The sequence below is a fragment of the Streptomyces sp. T028 genome, assembly GCF_048159505.1.
Classification (GTDB): domain Bacteria; phylum Actinomycetota; class Actinomycetes; order Streptomycetales; family Streptomycetaceae; genus Streptomyces.
The window spans coordinates 133782-147490 of the sequence record NZ_JBLRVZ010000012.1 but is presented as its reverse complement, the minus strand read 5'-3'; the positions used below and the strand labels follow the sequence as shown (position 1 = coordinate 147490).

The window sequence follows — 13709 nt, the reverse complement described above, 5'->3', positions numbered from 1 at the left end:
GCCCACCCGCGAGGGCCGGCCGCCGACGGCGATCAACCCCCACGGGCCGGCCCACCTCTCGACCGACGGTGAACGGGTGGTGCGCGGGTGGGAGAGCGTCAAAAGGCGGGGCGTTCCGGATCCAGGGTGGCCAAACCCTCCGTAGGAGACGACGCCTCGGCGAAGTAACGGCGGGGAATACGCCCCGCCAGCCGGGCCAGCCGCCCCGCCTCCACCCCGGCCCGCATGGCGGACGCCATCCGCTCAGGATCCGGCGACCGCGTCACCGCCGACGCCAGCATCACCCCCGCACACCCCAACTCCATCGCCAAGGCCACATCCGACGCCGTCCCGGCCCCCGCGTCCAGAATCACCGGCACACCCGCCCGCTCCACGATCAGCTGAAAGTTGTGCGGGTTGCGGATCCCCAGCCCGGACCCGATCGGCGACCCCAGCGGCATGACGGCGGCGCACCCCACGTCCTCCAGCTTCCGCGCCAGCACAGGATCGTCGTTCGTGTACGGCAGCACCGTGAACCCGTCGTCCACCAGCGTCTCCGCCGCCTCCAGCAACTCCACCGGGTCCGGCAGCAGCGTCCGCTCGTCGGCGATGACCTCCAGCTTCACCAGGGACGTCCCGAGCGCCTCCCGCGCCAGCCGAGCCGTCAGCACCGCCTCCCCGGCCGTGAAGCACCCCGCCGTGTTGGGCAGCACCCGGATGCCGAGCCGCTCAAGGACCGACAGCACAGAACCCCGCACAGCAGGGTCCACTCTCCGCATCGCCACCGTCGTCAGCTCGGTCCCGGACGCCACCAGCGCCCGCTCCAGCACCTCCAGGCTCGGCGCACCCCCCGTACCCATGATCAGACGGGACGAGAAGGACGTACCCGCAAGGACGAAGGCGTCGTCGGCCACGGCGCTCACCCTCCCTGCACGGCGGTCAGGACTTCCACCCGGTCGCCCTCGTGGAGCGCGGTGCCGGACCACTCCCCGCGCGGGACGACGGTCTCGTTCAGCGCGGCCGCCACGCCGGAGGGCGCCGCCGTCAGGGCTCGTACGACGCTGTCGAGGGCCGTACCGGGAGCGACCACCCGCCGCTCACCGTTCACCGAGATGTTCATACGAGCTGCTCCGTGACGGCGGCGGCGCCGAAGCGCCGGGGGGTGAAGGGGCGGGCCTCGTCGGGGAGTTCACCGGTGGCCAGGGCGTGTGCCAGCACGTCACCGGTCACCGGGGTCAGCAGCACGCCGTTGCGGTAGTGCCCGGTGGCCAGCAGCAGCCCGTCCAGTCCGGTCGGCCCGAGCAGCGGCGCGTTGTCGGGGGAGCCGGGCCGCAGCCCCGCGCGTGTCTCGGTCAACGGCAGTTCCGTGATCCCCGGCACCAGTTCGTGCGCGTCGCGCAGCAGCTCGTACACACCGCCCGCCGTCACCGTCGTGTTCCAGCCCAGCTCCTCGCTGGTGGCGCCCACGACCAGCTCGCCGTTCTCCCGGGGCACCAGATACACCTGGCTGCCCCGCACGACGGCCCGCACGGTACGGCTGAGGAACGGCGCGTACGCCGGCGGCACCGTCAGCCGCAGCACCTGCCCCTTCACCGGCCGGACCGGCGGCAGTACGTCCTCCGGAACCCCCGCCAGCCGCCCGCTCAGGCTCCCCGCCGCGAGCACCACCTGCCCCGCCGCCAGGGCCGTACCGTCCCCCGTGACGACCCCCGCGGCCCGCCCGCCCACGACGGACAGCCGCTCCGCCCACACGCGGTGGAGGACCACCCCCGCCCGCTCGCACGCCACGACCAGCGCGTCGGCCAGCCGCCGGGGATCGATCTGGTGGTCGCCGTCCACCCGCAGCCCGCCCCGCACCCCGGGCGCGAGCATCGGCTCCAGGCGTCGGCACTCCCGCCCGGTCAGCCACTCCGACTCCAGCCCTGACTGCGTCTGCAATGTGTGCAGTTCCCGCAGATGAGCGCGGTCGTCGGCGTCCAGCGCCACCGCGAGCGTGCCGCACCGGCGGTAGCCGAGGTCCAGCCCGGTCGCCTCCGTCAGCTCGGCCGCGAAGTCCGGGTAGCGGCGGGCCGAGGCCAGGTTGAGTCCCAGCAGGGTCTGCTCGCCGTGGTGCAGTTCGGTGACGGCGGCCAGCATCCCGGCCGCCACCCACGCGGCCCCGCCGCCCGGCTCGGGATCCACCACCGCCGTGGCGAACCCGCGCTGCGCGGCCCGCCACGCCGTGACCAGCCCGATGATCCCGCCCCCCACGACGAGGACGTCGGATGTACGTGTACGCGACATGGGCGTCCAGCCCCTCCCTTCGCCGGCATGACCCGGATCAGGTTCGTACGGTCGGAGGCCGGCCAGCCTCCCTCTCAGCCCGGTGCGTCCGGGCTCCCGCGAGTGCTCTACGTTGGCCACACCCTAGCCCGTGGTTCCGCGCCTCTTAAAGGGAGCCTCCCGCCCGTGTCCCGCTCGCTCGACGGTCTCGTCCTCGCCCCCGTCGCCGACCAGGCCCCGGGCCAGGTCGGCACCCGCACCCGCTTCACGTACCACGAGGAAGACGGCGTGATCTGGGCGGACTACGCGGGCGGCGACGTCGTACGCGGCCATCTCGTGGGTACCCGTGAGGGGGACCGGCTCGACTTCCGGTACGTCCAGCTCAAGCGGGACGGGACGACCTCCTCGGGGCACTGCGTCTCGATGGTCGTCGCGTTGGCGGACGGTCGGGTGCGACTGGAGGAGACCTGGTCCTGGGAGTCGCAGGAGGGCAGCGGCACCAGCGTTGTGGAGCAGGTCACGGAGCACGACGGCTGACTGACAAATTGTCAGTTGTCTATGGTGATCGGGTGAGCGAGCAGAGTCGGGAAGAGGACAGGCCGCCCGCGCGGCGCGTGGTCGTGGTCGGTGCGGGCATGGCCGGGGTGCAGACCGCGGTCGCCCTGCGCGAACAGGGCTTCGACGGCACCGTGACGCTGATCGGCGCGGAGCCCCACCAGCCCTACGACCGGCCCCCGCTCTCCAAGGCCGTCCTGCTCGGCAAGGCCGAGGGCTCCGCCTTCGACGTCGACTTCGAGAGCCTCGGCATCGACCTGCTGCTCGGTCGCGAGGTGCTCGGCCTGCGCCCCGCCGACCACGAGGTGGACACCGAGGCGGGGCCCGTCCCGTACGACGTCCTCGTCCTCGCCACCGGCGCCGAACCCATCAGGCTGCCGGGCGCCGAGGGCGTGCCCGGCGTCCATCTGCTGCGCACCCTCGACGACGCCGAGCGGCTGCGGCCCGTCCTCGCCCGCCAGCACGACATCGTGGTCGTCGGCGCCGGCTGGATCGGCGCCGAGTTCGCCACCGCCGCGCGCGAGGCCGGCTGCGCGGTCACCGTCGTGGAGGCCGCCGACCGGCCCCTCGCCGGCGCCCTCCCGGCCGAGGTCGCCGCCCCGATGACCTCCTGGTACGCCGACAGCGGCACCGAACTGCGCACCCACGCGCGCGTGGCCCGCGTCGAGCCCGGCGCGGTCGTCCTCGACGACGGCTCCCGGCTGCCCGCGGGCGCCGTCGTCGTCGGCATCGGCGCCCGCCCCGCCACCGCCTGGCTGACCGGCTCCGGCGTCGAACTGGGCGCCCATCACGAGGTCCTGGCCGACGACCGGCTGCGCACCTCGGTCCCCGACGTCTACGCGGTGGGCGACTGCGCCTCCTTCCCCTCCGGCCGCTACGGCGAACGCCTCCTCGTCCATCACTGGGACAACGCCCTCCAGGGCCCCCGCACCGTCGCCGCGAACATCATCGGCACGGCCACGGACGAGCCCCCGGCCGTCTACGACCCGGTCCCGTACTTCTGGTCCGAGCAGTTCGGCCGCTTCGTCCAGTACGCAGGCCACCACACCGCGGCCGACCACCTGGTCTGGCGCGGCGACCCGACGGGCCCGGCCTGGAGCGTCTGCTGGCTCCGGGAGGACCGCCTGGTGGCTCTATTGGCGGTAGGGCGCCCACGGGATCTCGCCCAGGGCAGGAAACTGATCGAGACAGCACGCCGCATGGACCCGGAGGCCCTGTCGGACCCGGCCCGCCCCATGAAGAACGCGACTGCAGGTCTTTAGGGGCGCGGGGAACTGCGCGACCAGCCCCCACGGCGCCGCACCCGAAGAACGACCCATCGCCGCCACCCCAAGATGCGCCTACCCTTGACCCCGTGACCGAGATTGACGCAAAGACCGATGCTCTCGTCCCCGCCTGGCTCACCGTGCCCGACATCGCGGAGATGCTCGATGTCGACGTGATCCGCGTCCGGCAGCTGATCAAGGAGGGTCAGCTCATCGCCGTACGCCGTGGTGAGAACCGCGCGCTGCACGTCCCCGCCGCCTTCATCGACGGGGACAAGGTCGTCAAGGGCCTCTCCGGGACCCTGACGCTCCTGCGGGACGACGGCTTCACGGACGAAGAGATGCTGGAGTGGCTCTTCACGCCCGACGACAGCCTGCCCGGCACCCCCGCACAGGCCCTCAGCGAGAATCGCGGTACGGAGGTGAAGCGCCGGGCCCAGGCGCTCGCCGTCTGAGGCAGCCAGTACCGACACCACGGGGGACACCGATGACCGACACCGCCCGCGCCCGCCTCGCGGACGCCCGGCTCTATCTGTGCACGGACGCCCGCACCCGCCAGGGCGACCTCCCGGAATTCCTGGACGCGGTCCTCGCGGCCGGTGTCGACATCGTGCAGCTGCGCGACAAGGGCATGGAGGCCGCCGAGGAGCTGGAGCACCTGAAGGTGTTCGCCGAGGCCTGCGCCCGGCACGGCAGGCTGCTCGCGGTCAACGACCGGGCCGATGTCGCCCACGCGGCCCGCGCCGGCGTCCTCCACCTCGGCCAGGGCGACCTGCCGGTCCCGGCGGCCCGTGCCGTCCTCGGCGACGACGTCCTGATCGGCCGCTCCACCCACGCCGAGGCGGAGGCGGAGGCCGCCGCCGTCCAGGAGGGCGTGGACTACTTCTGCACCGGCCCCTGCTGGCCCACCCCCACCAAGCCAGGCCGGCACGCCCCGGGCCTCGGTCTGGTACGGCACACCGCCGCCCTCGGCACCGACCGCCCCTGGTTCGCGATCGGCGGCATCGACCTCGACAACCTCGACGAGGTGCTGGAGGCGGGCGCCCGCCGGGTCGTGGTCGTCCGGGCGATCACCGAGGCGGACGATCCCGGCGCGGCGGCGGCGGAGTTCGCGAAGCGGCTGCGCCAGATCTAGGACGTCTGTCCAAAGGGTGGACAACAGGCCGACAATTCGGGCAAATATCCGGCGTTCGGTTGGGTGGTCGTCGGCCCCTGGTTAACCTGCGGGTATGGCCCTCGGAACCGCATCCACCAGGACGGACCGCGCACGCACCGTGCGTGACATCCTGGCGACCGGCAAGACGACGTACTCGTTCGAGTTCTACGCGCCGAAGACGCCCAAGGGTGAGCGGAGCCTGTGGGGCGCGCTCCGCAGGGTCGAGGCGGTCGCCCCCGACTTCGTCTCGGTGACGTACGGCGCCGGCGGTTCCACCCGGGCCACCACGGTCAAGGAGACCCAGCAGATCGTCGTCGACACCACCCTCACCCCGGTGGCCCACCTCACCGCCGTCGACCACTCCATCGCCGAGCTGCGCAACATCATCGGCCAGTACGCCGACGCCGGGATCCGCAACATGCTCGCCGTGCGCGGCGACCCGCCGGGCGACCCGATGGGCGACTGGGTGCCGCACCCGCGGGGCCTCACCTACGCCGCGGAGCTCGTCCGACTCATCAAGGAGTCGGGCGACTTCTGCGTGGGCGTCGCCGCCTTCCCCGAGATGCACCCGCGCTCCGGCGACTGGGACACCGATGTCGCGCACTTCGTCGACAAGTGCCGGGCGGGCGCCGACTACGCCATCACCCAGATGTTCTTCCAGCCCGAGTCGTACCTGCGGCTGCGCGACCGGGTGGCGGCGGCCGGCTGTGACACCCCGGTCATCCCGGAGATCCTGCCGGTGACGAGTGTGAAGATGCTGGAGAGGCTGCCCCAGCTCAGCAACGCCCACTTCCCGGACGCCCTGAAAGAGCGGATCCTCACAGCCAAAGAGGATCCGGCCGCTGTACGCTCCATTGGCATCGACTTCGCCACGGAGTTCTGCGCACGGCTGCTCGCCGAGGGAGTGCCCGGACTGCACTTCATCACGCTCAACAACTCCACGGCGACACTGGAAATCTACGAGAACCTGGGTCTGCACCACCCGCCGCAGGCCTAGACCGGTCGCACGGATATACGACACACTGCGTAGCGGCCACTGGGAGAGGGGCGTACATGGGCTGGACGGTCCTCTACATCGCGTTCGGCATCGTCGCGCTGTGGCTGCTCGGCGAGGTGCTGCTGCAGTACAAGGCGCGCCTGCGCTGGCGGCTGCTGGCCTTCGTGGGCTTCCTCGGTGTCGTGCTCGGTGTGCTGATCCCGTCGGTGATCGTCATCGGGCTGGGCGCGGCCGCCTTCGCGGTCGGCCAGACGTACGTCACGCTGTCCTTCCGCCGCGGCTTCGCCGAGGGCTGGGCCGTGCGCCGCGGCGACGGTGAGGGACCGCTTCCCAAGGGCCTGGGCAAGGGCCGCCGCAACAAGGGCGAGGACCCGAACCTCGAGGTCACCGACCTGGAGACCGGCCGCCCCGCCGGTTACGGCGACGAGGACTCCTTCGGCGGCGACAGCCCGGGCTACGGCCGGGACAAGGACGCGTACGCCGACGACGACTACGACCGCGACGACGTCTTCACCCCGGCCGCCCGCCAGGCCCAGGCCTCCGCCGCCGAGAGCACCACCGTCTACTCACCGCAGCCCATGCCCGACGACACCAACGCCTACGGCATATACACCGACTCCTCCGAGTACGCGGGCGCCACCGGCCAGTCCCAGGACCAGTACGCGACGGCCGCCCAGGGCGCCGACCAGACGGCCTACGGCTACGACGGCTACTCCGGGTACAACCAGCAGCAGTACGGCTACGACACCACCGGCGAGCAGCAGTACGCCGCCTACTCCGACCCGTACATCGGCACCCAGACCTACGGCGGCGGCACCTACGACGGCGGCTACGGCCAGCAGCAGTACGGGCAGCAGGGCTACAGCCAGGACCAGTACGCCACGGGCGGCTACGGGGAGACCCCGGCGGGCGGCGTCTGGGTCCCGCAGCAGCGCAGCACCGACGACCCGTTCGGCGGCGAACTCCCGCCCGACCAGCAGCAGTACCCGTACCAGGGGGACGGCCAGCAGGGGCAGCAGGGCCAGGGCGGGTACGACGACCAGCAGTACCGCTACTGACCCCACCGTGAGCCGACGGGCTCTCACCGCGAGCCGACGGGCTCTCACTGCGAGCCGCGGAACTCCGGTCCCTCCACGATCAGTCCGGCCACCAGCGCCCCCGACATGCCCGCGTGCGGGAGTCCGCCGCCCGGGTGCGACCAGCCTCCGGCGGTGAACAGACCTTGCAGACCGGTCGAGTTGGCCGGGTGCAGCAGCCGGCCCCCGGCCGCCGCCAGTGCCGGCGCCGGGACGGCACCGCCCGCCGCGCCCGTCTCGGCCGCGATGTCGGCGGGGGTGCGCACCTCGCGCCACAGAACACGGTCCCGCAGCCCCGGTACGGCACGCTCGGCGGCGGCGATCACCGACTCCACGTGCTCCTCGCGTATCTCCGCCCCGGCAGGCACAGCCGCACCGAGCGTGACCGCCTCGTGGTCGCCGTCCGGCACCAGCGCCGGGTCGCCGGGCCGCAGCACCGTGACCGTCGGCCGCGCGGGCACCGTCGCTGCCGTACCGAACAGGCTCTCCAGCTCGCCCTCGCGGTCCTGGGTGTGCACCACGGTCCGGTGCGCGGTCCCCTCCGGCCGGGCGCCACGCAGCGCGAGCAGCACGGTCAGCCGGCTGGTCAGGCCCCGCTGGGGCGCCACTTCGCCCTCGCCCCGGACGGGCAGCTCCGCCGCGGTGCCGGGCGCGACCACGAAGTCGGCGTCCACCACCTCGCCTCCGGCGAGCTCCACGCCCGTCGCCCGGCCGTCCTTCTCCAGCACCCGGGTGACCTCGGCGCCGAAGACGAACTCGACGCGGCGGGCCACACAGCGCTCGTACACCGCGCGGGCCAGCTCCCGCAGGCCCCCGCGCACGTACCACATGCCGAAGGCGTGCTCCATGTACGGCAGCACGGCCGCGCTCGCCGGGACGGCCCGGGGATCCAGGCCGTACGCGAGCGCGTGCCCGTCCAGCAGGGCGGCCAGCCGGGGGTCGCGCAGCTCCCAGGCGCCGACCTCGGCGAGGGTGCCCGCCCGGCGGGTGCGCAGCAGCCGCTTGTGCGGCACCGCCGGGTAGGGCTCACGGTCGGCCAGCACCTGCCAGTTCGGCCACAGGGGCTCCTCCAGGAGCGGGCGGCGGGTGCGGTCCCAGGCCTCACGGGCCCGGACCAGGAAGTCGCCCCAGCGCAGCCCCGCACCCGACCCGAGCGCCCCGTCCAGGGCGGAGACGACCCCCGCGCGCGAGGCGTTCGGCAGGGACACCTCGGTGCCGTCCGCGAACACATGCCGGGCCGACGGGTCGACCTGGACCAGCTCGACACGGGCCTCCAGCGACTCCTTGCCGGTCTTGACGAACAGGTCCCGGTAGACCGCGGGCAGGGGGAGCAGCCCCGGCCCGGTGTCGAAGCCGAAGCCGTCCCGCTCGAAGCGGCGCACCGCTCCGCCGTACGTCTCCGTACGTTCGTACACCGCCACCCGGTGGCCCGCGACGGCCAGCCGGGCGGCGGACGCCATCGCGCCCAGCCCGGCGCCGATCACCGCAATCCGTGCCATGCCTGCGACTTTATCGGCCACCACTGACAGTCACGTCCGCGGCCCGGCGGGGCCTGACCCGGTGCGGGGGAGTACGGCGGCGGACGCGATCGTGACCAGACGACCGCGGAGCGTTCTGAGGTTGAGCACACAGCTCTGAGTACGCGTACCTAAGCAGTGAGTTGAGTACGCGCGCGGATGGGGGCGGGCCTGCGCGGACGCGAGAGTTGGAGACACGGAAAAGGGGCGCGGCTCCGGCACCGGCGACACGGGGCGCCGGAACGGTGCGGCCCCCGCTCCGCTCCTTCCGCCGACCAGGTCGGCGGGAGCGAGGCACGGGGGAGATCCGGGGGAACGACCGCACGGGGGAACACGGGGGAACAACGGGGGAGGGAAACGGGGGAAACCGGGGGGAACGGGGGAGCACGAGGAGGCGCCGGTTCGAGGTGGCCCGCGGGGGACGCGGCCACGGCGGACCGGCGCCTTCGTGTGTGCGCGTCCCGCCGTCAGCGGTGACCGCTCACCCGCCCCTGCAGCAGCCGGGACAGCGCCGAGTGGACGTCGTCGAGGGTGCGCTCCGGCTGGAAGGCCTGCCAGTCCAGGGCGGCCACCAGGACCATCCCGACCAGCGCGGACGCGGTCAGCTGCACATCGATCTCGTCACTGAACTCGCCGTTCTCGACGCCCTCGCGCAGTACGCCCTCCACGACGGCCACCGCCTGCTCGCGCACCACCATCAACGTGGACTGCCAGGTCCGGTTGGTGCGCCACAGCTCGGCCACGTACAGCTGGGTGAAGGACGGGTAGCGCTCGATGAAGACGAGGCCCGCGCGGACCATCGCGTCCAGTGCGTCGACCTTGCTGCCGCCGCTCTGTTCGGTGTCCTCGGCGGCCTGTCTCAGGGAGGCGGTGAGCAGGCCCACGCCGTGCCGCAGCAACTCCTCGAAGAGGACCGACTTGCTCGCGAAGTTGTAGTAGACGGTGCCCTTCGCGACGCCGGCCCGCTCGGCGATCTCGTCCACCGTGGTGGCGGAGAAGCCCTGTTCGGCGATGAGCGTGACGGCCGCCTCGTAGAGCTTCTGCCGGGTGGCTTCGCGGCGGGTGCGGCCGCCCGACGTGGTGCTGCTTTCCATGGTCCTGATTGTCACAGGAACCCGACCTCCCGTATGCCGGATCTTCACAGGCTCAGTTCGGGGTGCAGCCGGTCCAGGGTCCACACCTGGCGGCGGCGCGCCGACAGGGCGGTCAGCGCGAGCGCGCCCGCGCTGAAGAGAACGAGCACCACGCACGCGTGCCACACCGGTTCCATGCCGCCGCCCGTGATGAGTCTGCGCAGCGCCTCCACGACGTAACTCATGGGCAGCCAGGGGTGGATGGCGTTGAAGAAGCCGGGGCTGGTCTGCACCGGGTAGGTGCCGCCCGCCGACGTCAGCTGGAGCATCAGCAGTGCCAGCACGAGGATCCGGCCCGCCGCGCCGAAGCGCGCGTTGAGCCACTGCACGAGGGCCGCGAAACACGCCGTGACGAGGAACAGGAAGCCCACCGTCCCGGCCGCGCGGGCCATCTCCAGACCGATCGCCCAGTGCAGCACCGCCATCAGCGCCGTCGTCTGCAGCACCCCGACCGCGACCACCGGCAGCCAGCCCGCCAGCGCGATCCGCCATGCCGAGGCGCCCACGGCGAGCGCGCGCCGGTTCATCGGCGGGATCAGCATGTACGCGACCATCGCGCCCACCCACAGCGACAGCGGGATGAAGTACGGGGCGAAACCGGTGCCGTAGTTCGCCGCCTTGTGCAGGTCCCGGGAGGCGAGTCGCACGGGGTCGGCCATGACGGCCGTACGCGCGTCGCGCTCCTGTTCGTCGTAATCGGGGATCCGCGCGGCGCCGTCGTGCAGTCCGTCGGCGAGCTGCCCGGAGCCGTCGGAGAGCTTGAACATGCCGCCGCTGAGGTCCTCGGCGCCCGTCCTGAGCCGGCCGACGCCCTGGTCCAGGGTGCCCGCGCCGGTGGCGGCGGTGCCGAGGCCGGTGTGCAGTTCCCGCGCCCCCGCGGCGACCTTTCCGGCGCCCGTGTTGAGGGCGTTGATCCGGGTGACCGCGTCGTCGAGGTCCTCGGAGAGGTGCGGGGCCCGGTCGGCGAGGGCCTGTGCCTGCTCCTGGAGCGTGCCGAGGTGGGCGCGCATGGTCTTCAGGTCGCCGTCCTGGTCGGCGATCAGCGTGTTGAGGTCGTCCGCGATGGTCGCGACTTCGGCTGCCGTGTCCCGGGCCTTTTTCAGCTCCGTACAGGCGGGGTCGGCCAGCACCGGGTTCTCGCAGCGTGCGCGGTGGACGGCGGCCAGGGTGTCGGAGGCGGTGTGCGCGCCCTTGGCGGCGGTCGGAGCGGCCTTCACCAGCGTGTCGAGGTGGGCGCCGACCGCCTGGGCGGAGTCCGCGACCAGTTGCGCGGTGTCGCCGATCGTCTTCTCGTTGTCCTTCAGGAAGGGGCCCACCCTGCCCGCGACCCCGTTGACCCGGTCGGCGAGCGCCTGGGTGCCGTTCGCGACCTTCTGGGTGCCGTCCGCGAGGTCACCGGCGCCCGAGTCGAGCTTCTGCAGGCCCGTGGCCAGCGAGCCGCTGCCCTTCTTGGCCTCGGACAGCCCGTCGGCGAGGTCCTTGGAGCCCTGCTCGGCCTTGCCGATGCCGTCCGTGAGGTCGTCGGCGCCGTCGGCGGCCTTCGCGGTCGCGCCGTGGATGCCGGAGAACGACACGAAGATCCTGCCCAGGAAGGTCCGCGAGGCCTTCGTGGACGCGGCCGTGCGGACCTCGCTGAAGACGGTCCGTGAGATCTGCCCGACAATGTAGTTGTTCGCGTCGTTCGTCCGCACCTGGAGGGCGCCGGTCTCCGGCGCGTCGCCCGCGCTGGAGGCGATCCGCGCGCTGAAGTCGGCCGGCACGGTGAGCGACAGGTAGTACGTCCCGTCCTCCACGCCCGCGCGTGCCTGCTCGGCGCCGACCTCGTGCCAGTCGAAGACCTCGCTGTCCCGCAGCCCCTGGGTGATGTCGTCGCCGGCGGCGATCCGCTTCCCGTCGGCGGTCGCCCCCTTGTCGTCGTTCACCAGCGCCACGGGGATCCGGTCGAGCCGCCCGTACGGGTCCCAGAACGACCACAGGTACAGCGCGCCGTACAGCAGGGGCAGCAGCAGGAGCGCCACCAGCGCGGCCCGTGGCAGCTTCCCCCGCCCGAAGCGGCGCAGCTCAAGCGCGGCCAGTCTCGGCGAGCGCATCGGCCTTCTCCTTGTCGTCGGGTGCGGGGGCGGACGCCGTGCCCTCGGGTCTGTGGGCCTCGGGTCTGTGGGGGGACACCGCGGCGGTTCCCTCGGGTGCCTCGGCGCACACCGCCAGGACGGTGGTCCCGGACGCGGCGATCGACCTCAACAGGCCCCAGATCTCGCCGCGTTCGGCCTCGGACAGCTTCAGGTCGGTGTCGTCGACGCCGAGCAGCCGCGGCCGCCCGACGAGCGCGAGGGCCACCGACAGCCGCAGCGCCTCGATCCGCTCCAGATCGCGTACGGCGGTCCGCGCGCCCTTGGGCAGGGCCGCGCGGTCGAGGCCCGCCGCGCCCAGCGCGGTGTCGATCCTGGACTCGGTCTGCGTCGCCCGCTCCGCGCGCGGGCGCAGCAGCTCCCGTACGGATCCGCCGAACCGCCGCTGCAGCAGCGCCCGTTCGCGCAGGTGCTCGCCGACGGTCAGGGCCGGGTCGAGGTCGGTGACGCCGGCGACATGCGCGAGCGCGCCGATCCGGCGCACGGCGGCCGACTGCTTCGGCAGCCGTGCCGCGCCCACGGTCGCCGTCCCCTCGGTGGCCTTCATCCGGCCGGTGAGCGCGAGCAGCAGGCTCGTGCGGCCGGAGCCGGACGGTCCCTGGATCACGAGCAGCGAGCCGGGTTCCGCGTCGAGGTCCACGCCCCGGAAGGCCCAACCGCGGGGGCCCCTGAGGCCGAGGCCCTCGGCTGTGATGCGGACGCCGCCCACTGTCCCCCCTGATCCACTGGTGAAATTTTTTGAACTGACTGGTCAGTGCAAAAACTAGCCCGAATCTTCGATCGAAGCAAAAGCGCAGGTCAGAACGGACTGTCAGTGGCATACCCCACGATGGGCACATACGGCACCACCGGACAGGTCGTGCCGTCACACAGACGACAGGAGGTTCGTCATGGCCAGCTACCCCGCAGCCGCCGCACACCGGCGCCGCGCCACCGGCCCTGCCCCCTCACTGACCGGCCCGGCGAGCGACGTGCACCCCGTGCTGCGCCGGACGACGGCGCCGCCCGCCGCACTCGACCTGCTCGCCCAGGCCCGCGCCGGCCTGGAGGAGGCGGCCGTCCTCGAAACCCCCAACGAGCGCTATGCCACGGCCCATCTCGCCGCCCTGCGCACCGCCGCCGCCGTCCTCGCCGCGCGTGGCCGGCCCGACCCCTCCCCCCGCAAGCGGGCGCGCATCCGGAGCGCTTGGGAAGTGCTCCCCGAGATCGCGCCCGAACTCACCGAGTGGAGCGCGCTGTTCGCCTCCGGGGCCCGGCGCCGTGCCCGGGCCGAGGCGGGCATCCAGGGCGCGGCCAGCCGTCGGGACGCCGACGATCTGATACGTGACGTGGCGATGTTCGTCCGCCTCGTCGAGCGCATGCTGGTCCTCCAGCCCGTCCTGCCCCAGCCCCGCCAGGACGGGGACGACCCGGAGGGCAGGGGAGCGGGGCGGGCGATGCCGGACGCGGGCTGAGGCGGGCTGCCCCGGGGCTGAGGCGGGCTGCCCGGGTGCGGCCGGACGGAGTGCCCGGTCCGGGCGCCCGAGGCAATAGGGTGGAAGGTGTTTGAAGCCTTCCCTCCGCCCGGCCCCACCCCGGTCGCGCCGGTCCGGGGGGCAGCCCGTTCGCTCCGCCGCGCAAGAGGCGGTGCCGCGCCGAGG

At 73.0% G+C, this 13709-nt stretch carries 14 protein-coding genes and 1 riboswitch; of the genes, 7 read left to right on the top strand and 7 right to left on the bottom strand.

The features are described from left to right. Nucleotides 1–98: 98 nt before the first annotated feature. The 3 genes from ACLZN2_RS12985 to thiO form a co-directional block, all read right to left on the bottom strand. On the bottom strand, nucleotides 99–893 hold the full coding sequence (locus ACLZN2_RS12985) for a thiazole synthase (RefSeq protein ID WP_416978573.1): 795 nt from the start codon (nucleotides 891–893) through the stop codon (nucleotides 99–101). 5 nt (nucleotides 894–898) lie between these two features. After that, nucleotides 899–1099 (bottom strand): sulfur carrier protein ThiS, encoded by a 201-nt coding sequence (thiS, locus tag ACLZN2_RS12980; protein ID WP_416978572.1) that lies wholly within the window; start codon nucleotides 1097–1099, stop codon nucleotides 899–901. Further along, the gene (thiO, locus tag ACLZN2_RS12975; RefSeq protein ID WP_416978571.1) at nucleotides 1096–2262 is read right to left on the bottom strand and encodes a glycine oxidase ThiO; all 1167 of its coding nucleotides are present in this window, start codon (nucleotides 2260–2262) and stop codon (nucleotides 1096–1098) included. Before thiO ends, thiS begins: the two co-directional genes overlap by 4 nt. After that, a riboswitch (TPP riboswitch) is annotated at nucleotides 2260–2372 on the bottom strand. Its footprint overlaps the gene before it by 3 nt. 55 nt (nucleotides 2373–2427) lie before the next feature. On the opposite strand from thiO, the gene ACLZN2_RS12970 reads away from it, so the two are divergent. From ACLZN2_RS12970 to ACLZN2_RS12945, 6 genes are all read left to right on the top strand, one after another. Next, a complete protein-coding gene (locus ACLZN2_RS12970; protein ID WP_416978570.1) occupies nucleotides 2428–2778 on the top strand; it encodes a hypothetical protein in 351 nt (116 codons plus the stop codon). A gap of 32 nt (nucleotides 2779–2810) precedes the next feature. After that, a complete protein-coding gene (locus ACLZN2_RS12965) occupies nucleotides 2811–4058 on the top strand; it encodes an NAD(P)/FAD-dependent oxidoreductase (protein ID WP_416978569.1) in 1248 nt (415 codons plus the stop codon). 92 nt (nucleotides 4059–4150) lie between these two features. Further along, complete coding sequence (locus tag ACLZN2_RS12960; protein ID WP_133910060.1) at nucleotides 4151–4516, top strand: Rv2175c family DNA-binding protein; 366 nt, start codon at nucleotides 4151–4153, stop codon at nucleotides 4514–4516. Nucleotides 4517–4548: 32 nt separating this feature from the next. Further along, entirely contained in the window at nucleotides 4549–5196 is a 648-nt protein-coding gene (gene thiE / locus ACLZN2_RS12955) for a thiamine phosphate synthase (RefSeq protein ID WP_416978568.1), read from the top strand. 94 nt (nucleotides 5197–5290) lie between these two features. After that, on the top strand, nucleotides 5291–6214 hold the full coding sequence (metF, locus tag ACLZN2_RS12950) for a methylenetetrahydrofolate reductase [NAD(P)H] (protein WP_416978567.1): 924 nt from the start codon (nucleotides 5291–5293) through the stop codon (nucleotides 6212–6214). A 56-nt stretch (nucleotides 6215–6270) separates the two neighbouring features. Further along, nucleotides 6271–7272 carry a hypothetical protein gene (locus ACLZN2_RS12945; protein ID WP_416978566.1) on the top strand — a complete coding sequence of 334 codons (1002 nt, stop codon included), beginning with the start codon at nucleotides 6271–6273 and terminating at the stop codon, nucleotides 7270–7272. A gap of 44 nt (nucleotides 7273–7316) precedes the next feature. Here the strand turns inward: ACLZN2_RS12945 and ACLZN2_RS12940 are convergent, their stop codons facing one another. The 4 genes from ACLZN2_RS12940 to ACLZN2_RS12925 form a co-directional block, all read right to left on the bottom strand. Continuing rightward, nucleotides 7317–8789, bottom strand: coding sequence for a phytoene desaturase family protein (locus ACLZN2_RS12940; protein WP_416978565.1), 1473 nt, complete (start codon nucleotides 8787–8789; stop codon nucleotides 7317–7319). Between the two features lie 485 nt (nucleotides 8790–9274). Continuing rightward, entirely contained in the window at nucleotides 9275–9901 is a 627-nt protein-coding gene (locus ACLZN2_RS12935; protein WP_416978564.1) for a TetR/AcrR family transcriptional regulator, read from the bottom strand. A 44-nt stretch (nucleotides 9902–9945) separates the two neighbouring features. Next, nucleotides 9946–12030, bottom strand: coding sequence for a YhgE/Pip family protein (locus ACLZN2_RS12930; RefSeq protein WP_416978563.1), 2085 nt, complete (start codon nucleotides 12028–12030; stop codon nucleotides 9946–9948). After that, a complete protein-coding gene (locus tag ACLZN2_RS12925; RefSeq protein WP_416978562.1) occupies nucleotides 12002–12778 on the bottom strand; it encodes an ABC transporter ATP-binding protein in 777 nt (258 codons plus the stop codon). The genes ACLZN2_RS12930 and ACLZN2_RS12925 overlap by 29 nt, the downstream gene beginning before the upstream one ends. Nucleotides 12779–12959: 181 nt before the next feature. Between ACLZN2_RS12925 and ACLZN2_RS12920 the strand changes: the two genes are divergently transcribed. Then, entirely contained in the window at nucleotides 12960–13523 is a 564-nt protein-coding gene (locus tag ACLZN2_RS12920; protein WP_416978561.1) for an SAV_6107 family HEPN domain-containing protein, read from the top strand. Nucleotides 13524–13709 lie beyond the last annotated feature (186 nt).

Bases quoted from the DNA above. Each gene is read 5' to 3' on its own strand.
- thiS (WP_416978572.1), bottom strand. From the start codon at position 1,099: ATGAACATCTCGGTGAACGGTGAGCGGCGGGTGGTCGCTCCCGGTACG.
- thiO (WP_416978571.1), bottom strand. From the start codon at position 2,262: ATGTCGCGTACACGTACATCCGACGTCCTCGTCGTGGGGGGCGGGATC.
- thiE (WP_416978568.1), top strand. From the start codon at position 4,549: ATGACCGACACCGCCCGCGCCCGCCTCGCGGACGCCCGGCTCTATCTG.
- metF (WP_416978567.1), top strand. From the start codon at position 5,291: ATGGCCCTCGGAACCGCATCCACCAGGACGGACCGCGCACGCACCGTG.
- ACLZN2_RS12945 (WP_416978566.1), top strand. From the start codon at position 6,271: ATGGGCTGGACGGTCCTCTACATCGCGTTCGGCATCGTCGCGCTGTGG.
- ACLZN2_RS12940 (WP_416978565.1), bottom strand. From the start codon at position 8,789: ATGGCACGGATTGCGGTGATCGGCGCCGGGCTGGGCGCGATGGCGTCC.
- ACLZN2_RS12935 (WP_416978564.1), bottom strand. From the start codon at position 9,901: ATGGAAAGCAGCACCACGTCGGGCGGCCGCACCCGCCGCGAAGCCACC.
- ACLZN2_RS12930 (WP_416978563.1), bottom strand. From the start codon at position 12,030: ATGCGCTCGCCGAGACTGGCCGCGCTTGAGCTGCGCCGCTTCGGGCGG.
- ACLZN2_RS12920 (WP_416978561.1), top strand. From the start codon at position 12,960: ATGGCCAGCTACCCCGCAGCCGCCGCACACCGGCGCCGCGCCACCGGC.